The sequence below is a fragment of the Prochlorococcus marinus CUG1438 genome (genome assembly GCA_017644325.1).
Taxonomy (GTDB): Bacteria; Cyanobacteriota; Cyanobacteriia; order PCC-6307; family Cyanobiaceae; genus Prochlorococcus_A; species Prochlorococcus_A marinus_AA.
Map to the genome: position 1 here is coordinate 680508 of JAEPLS010000001.1, position 16288 is coordinate 696795.

20 protein-coding genes are annotated in these 16288 nt (G+C 31.8%); 12 read left to right on the forward strand and 8 right to left on the reverse strand.

Features of this window, described 5'->3' with window-relative positions:
* Positions 1-23 precede the first annotated feature (23 nt).
* Positions 24-269: a hypothetical protein gene (locus tag JJ847_03725; protein MBO6959992.1), complete on the reverse strand. Its 246-nt coding sequence runs from the start codon at positions 267-269 to the stop codon at positions 24-26.
* 178 nt (positions 270-447) lie between these two features.
* Between JJ847_03725 and queF the strand changes: the two genes are divergently transcribed.
* The gene (gene queF / locus JJ847_03730) at positions 448-858 is read left to right on the forward strand and encodes an NADPH-dependent 7-cyano-7-deazaguanine reductase QueF (protein MBO6959993.1); all 411 of its coding nucleotides are present in this window, start codon (positions 448-450) and stop codon (positions 856-858) included.
* Here the strand turns inward: queF and JJ847_03735 are convergent.
* The 3 genes from JJ847_03735 to JJ847_03745 form a co-directional block, all read right to left on the reverse strand.
* Positions 855-2141, reverse strand: coding sequence for a cytochrome c biogenesis protein ResB (locus tag JJ847_03735; protein ID MBO6959994.1), 1287 nt, complete (start codon positions 2139-2141; stop codon positions 855-857). The two genes, queF and JJ847_03735, sit on opposite strands and share 4 nt — an antisense overlap.
* Positions 2142-2798, reverse strand: coding sequence for a sulfite exporter TauE/SafE family protein (locus JJ847_03740; GenBank protein ID MBO6959995.1), 657 nt, complete (start codon positions 2796-2798; stop codon positions 2142-2144).
* 81 nt (positions 2799-2879) lie between these two features.
* Positions 2880-4112, reverse strand: a complete 1233-nt coding sequence (locus JJ847_03745) for an FtsW/RodA/SpoVE family cell cycle protein (GenBank protein MBO6959996.1) — start codon at positions 4110-4112, stop codon at positions 2880-2882.
* Between the two features lie 268 nt (positions 4113-4380).
* On the opposite strand from JJ847_03745, the gene JJ847_03750 reads away from it, so the two are divergent.
* From JJ847_03750 to JJ847_03800, 11 genes are all read left to right on the forward strand, one after another.
* Positions 4381-4857 carry a hypothetical protein gene (locus tag JJ847_03750; GenBank protein ID MBO6959997.1) on the forward strand — a complete coding sequence of 159 codons (477 nt, stop codon included), beginning with the start codon at positions 4381-4383 and terminating at the stop codon, positions 4855-4857.
* Between the two features lie 44 nt (positions 4858-4901).
* Positions 4902-5627 carry a F0F1 ATP synthase subunit A gene (locus tag JJ847_03755; protein ID MBO6959998.1) on the forward strand — a complete coding sequence of 242 codons (726 nt, stop codon included), beginning with the start codon at positions 4902-4904 and terminating at the stop codon, positions 5625-5627.
* A gap of 166 nt (positions 5628-5793) precedes the next feature.
* Entirely contained in the window at positions 5794-6039 is a 246-nt protein-coding gene (gene atpE, locus JJ847_03760; protein ID MBO6959999.1) for an ATP synthase F0 subunit C, read from the forward strand.
* 68 nt (positions 6040-6107) lie between these two features.
* Entirely contained in the window at positions 6108-6569 is a 462-nt protein-coding gene (locus tag JJ847_03765; protein MBO6960000.1) for a F0F1 ATP synthase subunit B', read from the forward strand.
* Complete coding sequence (locus tag JJ847_03770; GenBank protein ID MBO6960001.1) at positions 6566-7078, forward strand: F0F1 ATP synthase subunit B; 513 nt, start codon at positions 6566-6568, stop codon at positions 7076-7078. The genes JJ847_03765 and JJ847_03770 overlap by 4 nt, the downstream gene beginning before the upstream one ends.
* Complete coding sequence (locus JJ847_03775; GenBank protein MBO6960002.1) at positions 7078-7620, forward strand: F0F1 ATP synthase subunit delta; 543 nt, start codon at positions 7078-7080, stop codon at positions 7618-7620. The genes JJ847_03770 and JJ847_03775 overlap by 1 nt, the downstream gene beginning before the upstream one ends.
* A gap of 30 nt (positions 7621-7650) precedes the next feature.
* Positions 7651-9168, forward strand: coding sequence for a F0F1 ATP synthase subunit alpha (atpA, locus tag JJ847_03780; GenBank protein ID MBO6960003.1), 1518 nt, complete (start codon positions 7651-7653; stop codon positions 9166-9168).
* A gap of 19 nt (positions 9169-9187) precedes the next feature.
* A complete protein-coding gene (locus tag JJ847_03785) occupies positions 9188-10138 on the forward strand; it encodes a F0F1 ATP synthase subunit gamma (protein ID MBO6960004.1) in 951 nt (316 codons plus the stop codon).
* Between the two features lie 16 nt (positions 10139-10154).
* The gene (locus JJ847_03790; GenBank protein MBO6960005.1) at positions 10155-10481 is read left to right on the forward strand and encodes a 2Fe-2S iron-sulfur cluster binding domain-containing protein; all 327 of its coding nucleotides are present in this window, start codon (positions 10155-10157) and stop codon (positions 10479-10481) included.
* Complete coding sequence (locus JJ847_03795) at positions 10478-10669, forward strand: hypothetical protein (GenBank protein ID MBO6960006.1); 192 nt, start codon at positions 10478-10480, stop codon at positions 10667-10669. Before JJ847_03790 ends, JJ847_03795 begins: the two co-directional genes overlap by 4 nt.
* A gap of 27 nt (positions 10670-10696) precedes the next feature.
* On the forward strand, positions 10697-11755 hold the full coding sequence (locus tag JJ847_03800; GenBank protein ID MBO6960007.1) for a DUF3326 domain-containing protein: 1059 nt from the start codon (positions 10697-10699) through the stop codon (positions 11753-11755).
* On the opposite strand, the gene JJ847_03805 is transcribed toward JJ847_03800, so the two are convergent.
* Genes JJ847_03805 through JJ847_03820 form a run of 4 tightly spaced genes read right to left on the reverse strand, consistent with a single transcriptional unit; the run spans position 11752 to position 16255 of the window.
* Positions 11752-13449 (reverse strand): NAD+ synthase, encoded by a 1698-nt coding sequence (locus tag JJ847_03805; protein MBO6960008.1) that lies wholly within the window; start codon positions 13447-13449, stop codon positions 11752-11754. The genes JJ847_03800 and JJ847_03805 overlap by 4 nt on opposite strands.
* Positions 13446-14024 (reverse strand): nicotinate-nucleotide adenylyltransferase, encoded by a 579-nt coding sequence (locus tag JJ847_03810; protein MBO6960009.1) that lies wholly within the window; start codon positions 14022-14024, stop codon positions 13446-13448. Before JJ847_03810 ends, JJ847_03805 begins: the two co-directional genes overlap by 4 nt.
* Positions 14025-14032: 8 nt before the next feature.
* Entirely contained in the window at positions 14033-15274 is a 1242-nt protein-coding gene (locus JJ847_03815) for a GTP-binding protein (protein MBO6960010.1), read from the reverse strand.
* Between the two features lie 3 nt (positions 15275-15277).
* A complete protein-coding gene (locus JJ847_03820; GenBank protein ID MBO6960011.1) occupies positions 15278-16255 on the reverse strand; it encodes a DUF21 domain-containing protein in 978 nt (325 codons plus the stop codon).
* Positions 16256-16288 lie beyond the last annotated feature (33 nt).

Below are 16288 nucleotides of genomic sequence, written 5' to 3' on the forward strand. Positions count from 1 at the left end.
ATTAAAGATTTAATATTATTATTTTAATTGTTTTTTGGGAAAACATCCAACATTGAAATATCAGAAAAACATTTAATATTGAGGCCTGCATCCGTCGCGTCTTCAATTAATAATTCGGAATTTTCCTTAGAAATAATTACTGAACTATTTGATAATGCTTCCCACTGATGATTTTCAAAGTGTGTCTGAAGCCATAACATTCCAATTGCACTTTTTGGTTGAAGGGATTTATTTAAGTTGTTATCGATAGTTATCAAACAAATGTCCATTAATTTTCCTTTGAACTAAACACATATAAACCTTTAGAATGACATTATGAATGTTACTGTTGATACATTAATAGGATTTTATTGTCTTTGACTTAGTCAATTGTAATACTTAGGCTTGTTTAGATTTTTGCGAATTTTTATCATTTTATATACGTTTAGTAAATAAGTTCTACTAAAAATGAATACAGCTAGATTAGATGATTCAACTCAAAGACCACTATATGGAGAGAGAATTATTGAAGAATCAAAAATAATTTGTTTCGAGAATCCAAATAAGAAAAGAATTTATGAAATTTCTATCCAATTGCCTGAATTCACATGTAAATGCCCCTTTTCTGGTTATCCAGATTTTGCAAAGCTAAATATTATATATCAACCTAATTTGAGAGTCTATGAATTGAAGTCTTTAAAGCTCTATATCAATAATTTTAGAGATATGAAAATATCACATGAGGAAGTTGTGAATAGGATTATGGATGATTTGGTGCATGCAGGCTTACCCCATTGGATACATTTAAATGCTGCATTCAACCCCAGAGGGAATGTTTCTATGCAGTTAGATATTTTTAATGGAGAGAAAAAAAATTAAAAATTTTTAATTTCTTCTGATAATTTTAAAAATTCTTTTTTAAAACCAACCAAATTTTTATTGCTTAAACCTCCAATGGATAATTTTTTTGATTCTTGATTTACGAGAATCCATAATTGCTTTGTTGGTATAAGACTTATTATTGTTCCAAAAATTATTAAAATGAAAGAGAAGTAAATAAACGGTATAGAGGGATCATTTTTAATTATTAATCCACTACTGGGTATTATTTTTTTCAAAGATAATTTTGAAGAGTTAATTTCTTGGGGGTCTCCATTGGTATAGAGAATGTTTTCGGAGAAATTTTCTACATCAGTAATCTTGAGTGGACCATTTTCGTTATTTATGGTTAAAAGGAAATTTTTTTTTGTCTCTGAACCTAATTCAACTAAAACCCCCCAAGTTTGATTAGCGATCTCTGGAATCTCCTTTAATTTTAATTGATAAAGGATATCATCTATTTCTAAAACTATATTTGATATTGCCCAATCAGCTTGATATATAGTTAATCCTTTAAACCTTATTGGGTGATTAACTTTGGCAGTTTTTAATGTATTTGATTTTAAATCTTTTGAAGAAAAATCTAATTTTGAAATGAACTGTTTTGGTATTCCATCACTTTCTCTTTCTATAGAAAAATCGACTAATCTTACTTGAGCTTTTGAGTTTGTGACCTCATTTATAAGATCTAGACTTTCTCCAGTCAGCAAATATTGTTCTTTTGATTGACTTGTAAAGCTCCCATATGCTGAACCTATAAGTAAGGTTATTAATCCAATATGTACAACTAAAGGACCGACTTTTCCAATTAAACCCCTTCTTGCGGAAATATGACTTCTAAATTTGAACGTTTTCCATCCTCTTTTCTCAAGTAACAAATTAACTTTTGATATAAGGTCTTTATCTTTATTAATTGTGTGACTTGAGGTTAATTGCAGTTTTTTAAATTTTTTTTCGTTCTTATATTCAATCCATTTTAATGAAGCGTTTAAGGAGGGAATTTGCCTTCTTAAACTACAAGCTGCGAGAGAAATGCAAAGAAGAATTAATGTAAATAAAAACCAAAAGCTTGTGTATATATGATCTAATTGAAGTTTTAAAACTTTTTCTCCATTTAAAAATCCTAAAATTGGAGCATCATCAAATATATCAATATAGAATTTTTTACTATTACCTTGAGGTATGAATGTTCCAATGCCACTTGAAACGGCTATGAAAATTATGAGTGATATAGCGAATCTTAAACTTGATATTTTTAAAATTAAATTCCTAAAAATAATCATTTAAATCCAATTTGAAAATAAATTTAATAACCCCAGGGAAATTAAAAAAATCCCACTTAATGTAGGAATGAGTTGACTAAATTTTCTAAGCTCCAAAAATTTTTTTAAGTTTTCTGCAGTAGCTCCTGCAACAATTAATGGAATTACTTGACCTATTCCAAAGAAAAATAAAAAAATAATAGAGATTGCGGGGTTTTTAGCTTGTGATACCCAAGCCAGAAGAGTTGCCAAAACTGGAGTAATGCAAGGTGAAGAGGCTAGTCCAAAAGTAGTTCCTATTGCAAAAGGTCCCAGAAATGATGGTATTTTATCTTCAATTATTCTTAAATCAGGTCCATTTGGGAACTGAAACTTAAGAATTCCTAGTAAATTTAAACCCATTATTATTGCTATCAAGGCAACAAACGAGGAGTAATAAGATGGAATTTGTCCGTATATTTTACCTAATAATCCACTGACAGCACCAAGTGTAACTAGTGAAAAAACGATACCTCCTGAAAAACTAATGAGTTTAAATTTATTGTTCTCGGTTCCTCCTATATAAGCAATTGTGACTGGAAGTAATGACAATGAACATGGTCCAAGACTGGTTAAAAGTCCTGCGCTAAAAACCAAAAATATAGTAAATGGACCTGGATTAATAAGACCATTTTGCATAATCAAATTACCTCTTTGAGATAATTCTGAAATAACTAAATTTAATGATTCGATAGCTTGATTTAATTTTTTAAATTCTAACTAATTAAGAGTCTTTCGTGTACTAATCATCCCTATGAATCCCGTAGACTCAAGTGAACATCTTAGCAACATACCTGCAATAAAAAAGGAAGCGATCAATGAATTTCCACCATAACTAATAAAAGGTAATGGTAAGCCTGTGGTAGGCATTGAACCTGTTGCTACAGCAATATGCATTATTGATTGGCCTATTAACAATACACCACATCCGATAGCAACTAATTTTGTATAGTTATTTCTGCATTTAAGAGCAATTCTTAAGGTGATATAAGAGAAAACCACTAAAAATCCTAAATACAAAGTACATCCTAATAAGCCAAATTCCTCTGCAAAAATAGCGAAAATAAAATCTGTATACATGAATGGAAGGTATTGTAATTTCTGTATAGAGAGCCCAAATCCTTGTCCGAATAAACCACCTGAACCTATAGCTAATAAACTCTGAACTAATTGAAAACCATTGCCTTGCTGATCTTTCCAGGGATCAATAAAGGAGGTAACTCTTAGTTTTTGATATTCGTTTGTTAATATACTCATACACCCAGTCATGAAGCCCAATGAGGCAAATGTAAATAGAGAACTAAGTCTTACGCCCCCACATAAACCCATTATCCAAAAGAGAACCCCTGTTAATGATGCGGTACTTAAATTAGGTTGCTTAAGTATTAGTAAAATTAAAAAACAATAGGAAAATAATGAAATTAATTTTTTATCATTTTTAATTAAATTCCAATGAGCAAAAAGGTTTGAAGCCTCAAGAATCAGAAAAGGCTTTATTAATTCAGATGGTTGGAGACGAAGATTTCCTATTAGTAGCCATCTTGAAGATCCATTTACTGTGATGCCTATAATATTCGTGAGGAAAATCAAAAGGAATAAAAAATAAAAAATAATCCTTGAAAATTTTAAAAGATTTCTAATTTTGGTATTTATAACAAAATAAAATAGACCAATTCCTGGAATTGTCCAAATAATTTGTTTTTTTAAAAAGTAAGCCCAATTTCCCATTTCCCTACTAGCGACCCACCAGCTTGATGATCCTAAGATGAATATTCCTAAAATTGACCAAATCCCAACTAACATAATCAGTATTTTCGCCTCATAAGGCCATATAGCCCAAGGTAAAGGAAATATAGATTCTTTTAAAAAGTTTTGATTATCTAAATTAGAACTAAGATTTTTTTTTCTTTTATGATTTTTTTTAAATTTAATTTTTTCTTGACTTATCTCCACTTTTTTTACTGTACATATACTATTGAGACGTTAAATCGAGACTTTGCAAGTTTTTATGAAAGATTTAAGGTATAAACCAATAAAAAAAGATGTCTAATCATAAATTCTCAACGTGAAGAATAAAGTAAATAATGGTCTTTAGATTTATCACAAATCTTAAGAATTAATTTTTTATAGAAAAAAACTAGCTAAAAGTCACCTCTCCGTGATAGATTCCGTGAGTTTATATACTTACTTCAAACCATTATTTTAGAGGGGGTTTTAAACCATGTTCACATCAGTGGACTCAAATACAAAAAAAGTTGAGCATCCTTCTTCCAAGAATGTTCAATTTTCTGAATCCCTCGACAATTCGATCATCAAAGAGAGTAAATCAGTCATTGCCACTAAATTAGATACTTTTCTCTCTAAAAACGATGAATACACAAAATTGCAATTAACAATTTTTGGAATTACTTTTATTGTTTCTATTTTCGTAGCATCAATAACTGGAATTTTTCTCGGATTTACTTTTGGTTTTAGTATTTTAATAGGTGCAATTTCCGGCATTTTTTACTTACGTTTGCTCGCTAAAAGTGTAGGGAAACTAGGTAAAGAATCAACAGGTGTATCAAAATTGCAACTATTAGTTCCAGTTTGCCTCTTTATTTTTTCTAGCAAGCTAGGATCTCTGGATATTTTTCCTGCAATGATAGGGTTTTTCATTTACAAGCCTTCACTCATTTTTTATTTTTCACGTTCTTAAGTAAATTTTGTTTTCAAAATTTATTAATCCTTTATTCAAATCAAATGTTCTTTAATTCCTTGCTAACAAATTTTGCAGCATTAGAAGTTGGTCAACATCTTTATTGGCAAATTGGAAATATCAGACTTCACGGGCAGGTATTTTTGACATCTTGGATTTTATTGGGTGCGTTATTAATTTTCATTTCTTTAGGAACTAAAAAAATGGAAAATGATCCCAAAGGCCTTCAAAACTTGCTTGAGTTTCTCTGGGATTATATAAGAGATCTAGCTAGGACTCAAATAGGTGAAAAAGTTTATAGAGATTGGATGCCATTTATAGGTACTTTATTTTTATTTGTATTTGTTAGTAATTGGGGAGGAGCTTTAATTCCTTGGAGATTGATTAAGTTACCTAGTGGCGAATTGGGTGCACCTACTGCAGATATAAACACAACAATAGCCTTGGCTTTATTGGTTTCACTTTCTTATTTCTATGCTGGTTTAAGCAATAAGGGTTGGAGATACTTTGAATATTATGTTCACCCAACTCCGATTATGCTTCCTTTTAAAATTTTAGAGGACTTTACTAAACCTCTATCCCTCTCTTTTAGGCTATTTGGAAATATATTGGCTGATGAACTTGTTGTTGGTGTTTTAGTATTCTTAGTTCCACTAATTCTGCCAATACCAGTTATGTTTCTGGGATTATTTACTAGTGCAATTCAGGCATTGATTTTCGCAACTTTGGCTGCCTATTACATAGGAGAAGCTGTTGAAGAACATCATTAGCTTTCTTCTAATATGTTCAGACGCTTTTACAAAGTGTCTGTAATCTGGCAAAATATCTAATCGCGTAGGTCTGAAACTATCAGACCCATTCTTAAATTTAAAGGATGTCCAAGCGTGAATGACAAAAAAGATTTATCACAAGCATTAAGCTCTTTATTTCAAAATTATGGATTCGATTACTTCCGCTGCATCAGTTGTAGCTGCTGGTTTAGCAGTTGGTCTTGGTGCTATTGGCCCAGGTCTTGGACAAGGTAACGCAGCTCAAGGTGCTGTTGAGGGTATAGCCCGTCAACCAGAAGCTGAAGGTAAAATCAGAGGAACTCTTCTTTTATCATTCGCTTTCATGGAGTCATTAACAATTTACGGATTAGTTGTGGCTTTGGTACTACTTTTTGCGAATCCTTTTTCCTAAAAGTTAATATTGCTTCTATTCCTTATTAGCAATATTTCAATTTAATTTTTTAACTTCAACTGAATCATATGTTGGCCTTTAATTTTTTTGGTGCTGCAGAAGGTGGATTATTTGATATAAATGCCACTTTGCCACTAATGGCAATACAAGTAGTTGCTCTTACTTACATATTAAATTCTCTTTTTTTTAAGCCTGTAGGCAATATTGTTGAAAAAAGAGAAAAGTTTGTAAGTAATAATATTATTGAGGCTAAAAATAAACTTTCAGAGGTCAAAAAGTTAGAAGCTGATTTATTAACTCAGCTTCAAAGTGCTCGTACAGAAGCTCAAAGGATTGTGAGCGAAGCTGAGAATGAGTCTGATAAGCTTTATAAAGAAGCATTAGAACTTGCTAACAATGAGGCAAATGCTTCTAAAGAAAAAGCAAGGCTAGAAATTGAAAGTCAGACATCTGTTGCTCGTGATCAACTTTCTAAACAGGCTGATGACTTGAGCGAACTTATTGTTAATAGATTGATTCTAGAAAAATGAATTTAACTCTTTTAGCTACAGAAGGTTTTGGATTGAATTTCAATTTATTTGAAACTAATATCCTTAATTGGGCTGTAGTGGTTTTCGGCCTTTATAAATTTTTGCCTGGTTTTCTAGGCAAGATGCTTCAAAAAAGGAGAGAAGGAATCCTTCTTGAATTAAAAGATGCTGAAGATCGACTACTCAAAGCTACACAAGCTTTAGAGAAGGCAAAGAAAGACTTATCTTCAGCAGAAGAAAAAGCTTCTCAAATAAAAGCAGATTCTCTTAAAAGATCTGAATCAATCAGAATGGAAAGTGAGAAAAAAGCTATAGAAGAGATGGCACGAATTAAACAAAGTGCAATCTCCGATGAGAGCTCTGAAGCATCCAGAGCAATTTCTCAACTTCGAAAAGAAGCTGTTGAACTAGCTATTAAAAAAGCTTTAGATTCTCTCCCAAATAGACTTGATAAGACAACACAAGAAAATTTGGTAACTCAATCAATTAACAATATTGAGGTGAACTAATGCCACTTTTAAATTCAATTACTACTCCATACGCAGAGGCATTACTTCAAGTTGTGAATGAAAATTCACAAACTGAAGAGATAGTTTCTGAGGTTAAACAACTCTTGGAATTAATGAATGATTCCCCTGAATTGGAGAAGGCACTATCCTCTCCAATTTTAGAGACAGATGCTAAAAAGAAAATCATTATTGAAATTTTCTCAAACAAGGTTAATTCCTCTTTACTGAATTTCTTAAAATTATTGGCCGATAGGCAAAGAATTGGAATTCTTTCTTCAATTCTTGGTAGGTTTTTAGAGATTTATCGAGAAAATAGTAATATTGCTTTGGCAACCGTTACTTCTGCCGTCGAGCTTACTGATGAACAGAAAGGTTTAATAACCAAAAAGATCATCAACATTGCTGGAACAGAAAAATTAGAACTTGTAACTAAAATCGATCCATCTCTTATTGGTGGTTTCGTCGCCAGTGTAGGATCAAAAGTAATTGATGCTTCCCTTGCTTCACAAATAAGAAAACTTGGCTTATCCCTCTCCAAGTAACTTTTAAATCAACCTTAATTTCTTAAATCCATGGTATCTATACGCCCTGATGAAATCAGTTCAATCTTAAAACAACAAATAACTGATTATGACCAATCTGTAAGTGTTAGCAATGTAGGAACTGTTCTGCAAATCGGTGATGGCATTGCAAGAATATATGGCTTAGATCAGGTCATGGCGGGTGAGTTATTGGAATTTGAGGATGGTACCGAAGGTATAGCGTTAAATCTTGAAGATGATAATGTTGGAGCCGTTCTAATGGGCGAGGCACTTGGTGTCCAAGAAGGTAGTAATGTTAAGTCTACAGGCAAAATCGCATCTGTTCCAGTTGGTGAAGCAATGCAGGGGAGAGTTGTTAACCCTCTCGGACAACCAATAGATGGGAAGGGGGAAATTCCAACTAGTGATACTAGATTGATTGAAGAAATGGCTCCTGGAATAATTAAGAGGAGATCAGTGCATGAACCAATGCAAACAGGAATTACATCTATTGATGCAATGATTCCTGTTGGAAGAGGTCAAAGAGAATTAATTATTGGTGATAGACAAACTGGAAAATCTGCAATTGCCATCGATACAATAATTAACCAAAAAGGTCAAGATGTTGTTTGTGTTTACGTAGCTATTGGTCAGAAGTCAGCATCAGTAGCAAATATCGTAGAGGTCTTAAGAGAGAGAGGAGCTTTAGATTATACAGTCGTAGTTAGTGCAGGTGCTTCAGAACCAGCTGCTTTACAATACTTAGCGCCTTATACCGGTGCAGCAATTGCTGAACATTTTATGTATCAGGGTAAAGCAACACTTGTTATTTACGATGATTTAACAAAACAAGCTCAGGCTTATAGGCAAATGTCTCTTCTTTTAAAAAGACCACCAGGAAGAGAGGCTTATCCTGGAGACGTGTTCTATTTACACAGTAGATTACTAGAGAGAGCAGCAAAACTATCTGATGCAATGGGAGGGGGCTCTATGACAGCTCTTCCAATTATTGAAACTCAGGCAGGGGATGTCTCGGCTTACATCCCAACTAATGTTATTTCAATTACCGATGGACAAATATTCTTGAGTGCGGATTTATTTAACTCGGGATTAAGACCGGCTATTAACGTTGGTATTTCTGTTAGCCGTGTTGGAGGAGCAGCTCAGACAAAAGCAATTAAAAAAATTGCAGGAACTTTAAAGTTAGAACTCGCACAGTTTGATGAACTAGCAGCGTTTTCTCAATTTGCATCTGATCTTGATGAAGCAACTCAGCAACAACTTGAAAGAGGCAAAAGACTCAGAGAGTTATTAAAGCAACCTCAATTCTCTCCGCTGAACCTTGCAGAACAAGTTGCTGTTGTTTATGCAGGAGTTAAAGGTCTTATTGACGAGGTTCCTGTTGAAGATGTTACTAAATTTGCAATTGAACTTAGGGAATACCTAAAGTTAAATAAAGCAGATTTTATAGAAGAAATTCTTAAAGAAAAGAAATTAAATGATGGATTAGAAGCAACACTGAAAGAGGTGATAAACGAAGTAAAATCATCAATGCTTGCCACAGTTTAAATTTATTTAAGGAGATACCATGGCAAATCTTAAAGAGATCAGAGATCGAATCGTTTCCGTTAAAAATACAAGAAAAATAACGGAGGCAATGAGACTCGTTGCAGCTGCAAAAGTAAGGAGAGCTCAAGATCAAGTTCTTAAGAGTAGACCTTTTGCAGATAAACTTGCACGTGTTTTAGAAAATATTCAATCAAAAGTACAATTTGAGGCTGTCGACTCTCCTCTATTATCCAAGAGAGAAGTAAAAAGCATCACCTTGGTTTGCATAACTGCAGATAGAGGTTTATGCGGTGGTTACAACACAAATATAATAAAAAAGGTAGAAATAAGATATGCAGAATTAGTCAAACAAGGGTATCAACCAAATTTGATTTTAGTAGGTAAAAAAGCTATTGGATATTTTCAAAATAGAAAGGATAGATATGTAATTAAAAGTACTTTCAAAGAACTAGAACAGGTACCCACAGTTCAGGACTCTGAAGGAGTTACCAATGAGATTTTAGCTGAATTTCTTTCAGAAAATTCTGATAGGGTAGAAATTATTTACACTAAATTTATAACTCTTGTTAGCTGCGCCCCTGTCGTTCAAACACTATTGCCACTTGATCCTCAAGGAATTGCTGAGGAAAATGATGAAATTTTTAGGTTGACTACAAAAGATAGTAAGTTACTTGTTGAAAAATCAAACATTGAAAAAAGTGATTCAGAGAAGTTGCCATCAGATATCGTTTTTGAACAAAGCCCTGATCAACTATTAGATTCGTTATTACCCTTATATTTACAGAATCAGGTGCTAAGAGCTCTTCAAGAGTCGGCAGCTTCAGAACTAGCTTGCAGAATGACTGCTATGAATAATGCGAGTGATAATGCTAAAGAATTAGCAAGTACTTTGAATCTAACCTATAACAAAGCCAGACAAGCAGCTATTACTCAAGAAATATTAGAAGTTGTAGGAGGTTCAGCAGTTTAGGAATGAGATTTAGAATATGCCTGATTACAATATAAAAGTTCAATTTGAGCAAAAGACATTCAGTTTTTTATGTTCTGAAGATCAAGATATTATTTCAGCGGCAAAAATGAATGGAATAGATTTACCAAGTAGTTGTTGTTCAGGAGTTTGTACAGACTGTGCATCCATGATATTGGAAGGATCTTTAGATCAAGAAGATGCTATGGGATTAAATGATGATTTAAGGGGAAAAGGCTTTGCACTTTTGTGTGTGGCATATCCTAAGTCGGATTTGAATATTGTTATTGGTAAAGAAGTCGAAGATGATTTATATAATGATCAATTTGGTAAATATCAAAAATGAAATTAACATCAGTTGATTTTTATTTAGACTGGCCAGTTTCAATAAAATTAAAAAATTTAAGGAAATTTATCATTTCAAATTTAGAAAAAAAAGGTGATGTAATTAGATGGTCAATTGTTGATATTCAAAATTCTATTGACCCTTTTGGAACAAAAAAACTTAAAATTAAAGTTGTGTTAGCTAACTAAAGAATATAACTTTAATTAATTTTACTAATGGAAATTTCACCAACAATATTCATTGTTCCAACCGGTATTGGTTGTGAAGTAGGTGGTTTTGCTGGGGATGCGCTTCCTACCGCTAAATTATTAGCATCGGCAAGTGGATGTTTAATTACGCATCCAAATGTTATGAATGGTGGTAATCTTTCTGAAAAAGATAAAAATATTCTTTATGTTGAGGGTTATAGTTTAGACCGACTAGCTAAAGGAGAAATCGCTTTAAAAAAGGTAAAGCAACAGAAAATTGGGATAATTTTTGATTCAGCTATTGCAAGTGAAATATTAGTAAGACATTTACAAGTCGCTGATGCATGTGTTTCCACTTTAGGGATTAATGTAAATTCTTATGTGGTTACAAAAAAACCATTAAACATAGTTATTGATTCTGATCCGTCAAAAATGAGTGGTGGCACAATTGAAAATCCTGATACTCTAATTGATGCAGGAAAATGTTTAATAGAAAAAGGAGTTACGGCAATAGCAATTGTGGCAAAATTTCCAGATGATTCTGATTCGCAAGAAACAAATAGCTATAGAGAGGGGAAAGGGGTTGATCCTATTTCTGGAGTCGAAGCAGTTATAAGTCATGTAATAAGCAAATTCTTAAAAGTTCCCTGTGCTCATGCCCCAGCTTTAAATCCAATTGAGTTGAATGAAAATTTAGATCCTCGTGCAGCCGCAGAAGAAATAGGATACACCTTTTTACCATCAGTGTTGGTTGGTTTAAGCAATGCACCCGACATTGTTGAATTGCCTACTAAACATGAATTAATCACACTACACCCTGATCAGATTGAATCTATTGTTGTTCCTGATGGTGCACTAGGAGGAGAAGCAGTACTAGCATCTATTGAAAAAGGTTTGAATATAATCTCTGTAAGAAATCAAAATATATTAAAAGTGACCAATGAGTATTTTGATTATCCTAATCTTTTTGAAGTAAACAATTATTTTGAAGCTGCAGGAATAATTCTTGCTATCAGAAAAGGTATCAACCTTAAGTCAATTAAACGACCTTTGAAAAACATTCAAAAAATTCCTAATAATTATTAATAAGATATTGCTATGGGAACTCTCCAGTCACTTCCTAATGATTGACTGCTTAATTTTAGAATTGGAGGAGCCTGTTTCCTTTTGAATTCCGCTTTTTTTATGAGTGAGATTACTTTGAAAATTAACTCTTTTTTATAACCATCTGCTTCAAGTTGCTTAAAATCTTTTTTTTCTTCAATAATTCCTTTAAGAATTTTATCTAGAATGGAATAAGGTGGGAGAGAATCAGTATCTAATTGATTGGGACCCAATTCGGCACTTGGTGGTTTTTTACGTATATTTTCTCCAATTATATCTGCATTCATATCTAACATATATAATTTTCTATGGTTAATTGAATCTTTACTATCAAGCCAATTGCATAATTTAAAAACATTACTCTTATATAAATCCCCTATTACAGATAATCCTCCATTCATATCACCATAAAGTGTGCAATATCCTACGGCTAGCTCCGATTTATTACCTGTTGAAAGTAATAAATGCTTTTCTTGATTTGCTAAAGCCATGAGAAGCGTTCCTCTTATTCTTGACTGAATATTTTGATTTGTTATTTCAGCCATTTCGAAATTTATTGTTTTTATAAAAGATTCTTCAAAAGAGGTCATCAAGTTTTCAATTGGAATACTTTTGAAATTTATATTTAACCTTCTAGCTAAATCTTCTGCATCACTCTTTGAATGAGATGTGCTCCATTTAGACGGCATTGAGACGCAATAAATATTATCGCTTCCAAGAGCAGCCGTCGCAATTGCTGAAACTAGTGCTGAATCAATACCACCGCTTAATCCAATTAGAGCTGTTTTAAATCCGCATTTTTTTGCATAATCTTTAACCCCAAGGACTAATGCATCAAAAATTGATGACATCTCAGAGCTTTTGAATTTATTTTTTACAGGCTTTGTTTGGTCAATTTCCCAACTGTAGAGTTCTTCTGAAAAAGATTTTAATTGCTTAATTGTAGATCCATTTTTATCAAGAATAAAACTATTTCCATCAAAAATTAAATTATCATTTGCTCCAATCTGGTTTACATAAATCAGTGGCACTTGAAGATATTGAGCAGCAAAACTAGAAACTTTGGATCTTAATTCTAACTTTTTGAAAGTATATGGGGAGGCTGATAAATTTACTAAAATATCAACGTTTTTTTTCTTTAAATCAAAAATAGGATTTTTTCTATGAATTCCTCTACCGTCTATATCTTTGTTGACCCATAAATCTTCACATATAGTAAGGCCAAGTCGCCAAGTTTTGTTTTTAATTTTTTTTACCAATACGGAAACTTTTTTTTCTGATCTAAAGTATCTTTTCTCATCAAATACTTCATAAGTGGGAAGAATAATTTTACGAGCAATTATCTTCCATTCTCCGCCCTCAAGCAAAGCAATAGAATTATAAAGGTTTGGGAAAAAAGAATCATTTATTATCTCAGCTATCCCTACTGCGATTCTTAAGTTTCCATATTTTTTATTTATATCTAAGGCTAATTGATCAAGAATTTTATATTGATTTCTGATTAAATTACTATTTAAAAGTAAGTCATTTGGAGGATATCCCCATAATGACAATTCTGGAGTAAGAACGAAATCAGCAGAAATTGAGCTTGCTTTTGAAGCTATATCATGTATTTTTTTTGCATTGCCCTCTAAATCTCCAACGACTGGATTTATTTGAGCAAGTAAAAACTTCATTCAACTAATTTGGAGGATTCATACAAATTATTCTCCTTAACTATATCTATTAATGACGTTGGTAAATTAGAATAATTAAAATTTAATCTAAAATTAGAACTTGAAGTGTCTGGGATTTTGATGGTTGAAATTTTAAATTTGACTCTGTAAGTTTCTAACATTTTAAGAGTATTTGATTCGACAGGATATCCCTCTCGTAAAATTATAAAAAAACTTACATCCAAAATAATTTTGTCAAAATTTTTCCAGTAGAAAATATCTTTAATTAAATCACTACCAATAACAAAATCTAAATTATTAAATTCATAAATTTCTTTACATTTTTCAATTGAATCTACTGCCCATTGGCTACTAACACTTTGATTAAATAAAATTTTAGGATTATCTAAATCTTCAATAAGAGTTTTTAATAAATGGCTACGCATTGATATATCTTCTATATGCTTTTTTTTGGGGTTATTGCTCACATAGCTAATAGTAAAGCCATAAATTCTTGATAATTCCTCAAGAATTTTTTCATGACCGATAGTGGGTGGATCTGCACTAGTACCAAATAAAGCAATATTTTTTTCCATTTTTATATTTAAGGCAGAAAACTCAATAAATTATTATTTAAATTCCTGTCTGATAAATAAATATTAATGTGGCTAAAAATCTCTGGCTCTTTAAATTTTATATTTTGAATAATCATAAAAGGTTCTATATTAGAAACTTTGCTTCTTATGAATATTTCTTTGGCTGCTAATTTACCAAGTATTTTTGTAGACTGAACAGCGATTGCCGCTTGCATTATTGCTACAGGTCCATATGGTAAGAGTGATAGTCCATTAGTAAAAGGTGCGGTTATTAAAATTACTTTTTTAATAAGATTGAAAGATGTATTAATACCAACTTGAGTTACTCCCAAAAATAAATTATTTATTGATATATTTTTGAATATTTTTCTTGTAGATTCTTTTTTCAAATTTAACCCATAAATCTTACTTAATTCGCCAATTAAAGCAGTATCTAGCGCAAAACTTCCAGCAACATCAAAAAAAATAAAAGGATTAAGAGCTACTGCCGATGCCTTAATAGTTGAAAATTTACCAATAGTTGTCTGTGCTAGTTTCTGCCTCCTTTTTAATCTTTGCTCTTTTATTTTTATGAATAATTTGTCAGCTAATTGAAGAGTATTTAGCGTCAATAATATCTCCCCATATTGATTTATTGTTTTTATTATGAGTTCTTCAAGGTTGTTTTCATTATTAATAATTATTGGAATATTAAGATCTTTTGGAATCTTAAACCTTATATTTTCAATAATTTCTGTTAATTCGTTTTTTTTAAAAAGATCGATTTTATTCAAAATTATAAATATTTTTTTCCCATTTTTTATGAAGGAATTGATTTCGCTTGCTTCATTTCGATTTATATCTCCTGCAACTACAAATAAAATAAGATCTGAATTATTTATGTGAGAGTATGTTTTATTTGGAGAGTCAATATTGCAGAAATCAAATCCTGGCGAATCTAATAATTTTACACTTTTAATTGTTTGGACTTTAAGATTCCATTCTTCAGCTTGTAATTCTCTTGTAGAACCGTTAATAATATCCGTTTTAAATATGTTTTTTCTTAATAAGGAATTTAAAACAGAGGATTTACCAACTCCTGATTTACCATATACGCCAATTCTGATTTCTTTTTCTTTGAGCCTAAAAAGTTGTTGATTAAAAGAAACTATTTCTTTATTAAAGAAACTTTTTTCATAGTTGGTAAGGACCATAGTCTCCCACCAATTTTTTAAAAGTAAATAATTTTTATTTAGTTTCAGTTTTTTCATAATTTATTTTTTCCACCAACCAGCTAATACAGATAACACAGCTTCTGCACCAATGATTCCCACGAAGCCACCAAATTCATCTACTACTACTTTCACTCCTTTATGATCCTTGTCAAATCTTGTTAATAGTTGATCTGCCTTAATCATTTCAGGAATATAGTCCACAGGCTCGCAAATTTCAGATAATAATTTTTTATTTTCCCCGTTAATTAATTTAGCTAACATATTTTCACGTTTAACTACCCCTTGTATTTTGTCAACTTTATCTCCCAAAATTACCCACCATGGTGAGTTATTTGTCATTATTAGCTTTGAAATCGCACCAAGATTCGAAGACCCATCGAGACATGGTGCTGCTACCCTAGGGATCATCAAATCTTTAGCTTTTAAATCATTTAATTGAAAAACTTTAAATATCATTGCTGCTTCATCAGCTTCAATCAAACCTTTCTGACTTCCAATTTTCGCCATTTGTCTTATTTCTTCTTCATCAGTTGAAATTTCGTTTTCTGCAGTAATAACTGGAAATATTTGCTCTATTAGTATTAAGAATGGTCTCATTAAGGTATTTAATATTCTCAGGATTGGAACGGATAATAATGCTATTTGTAATGAAAATCTTGTACCAAGAGCTTTGGGTAATACTTCTCCAACTAAAACTACCAGTACATAAAAAACAATTGAAAAGATGGTTAAGCCATAATTACTATTAATAACCAAAGTGACGTATACCCCTAAAATAAGACTTCCAATTATATTAAATCCATTATTAGTAATAGTAATTACAGTTAACGTTCTTCCAAGATGTTTCCTAAGCTTTAGGAGTTGATTCGCAGAACTTTTAGGCCTTTGTTTTGAGGCTAATTCTATTATCCTAATCGAATTGACAGCTAAAAAAGCCGCTTCTACTCCCGAACAACAAGCCGATCCAACTAATATTATGAGAATAAGTAAAATTAATCCGTAAACACTTGGTTCCATTAAAATAAACAAAACACGTAATCTGTTTTAATT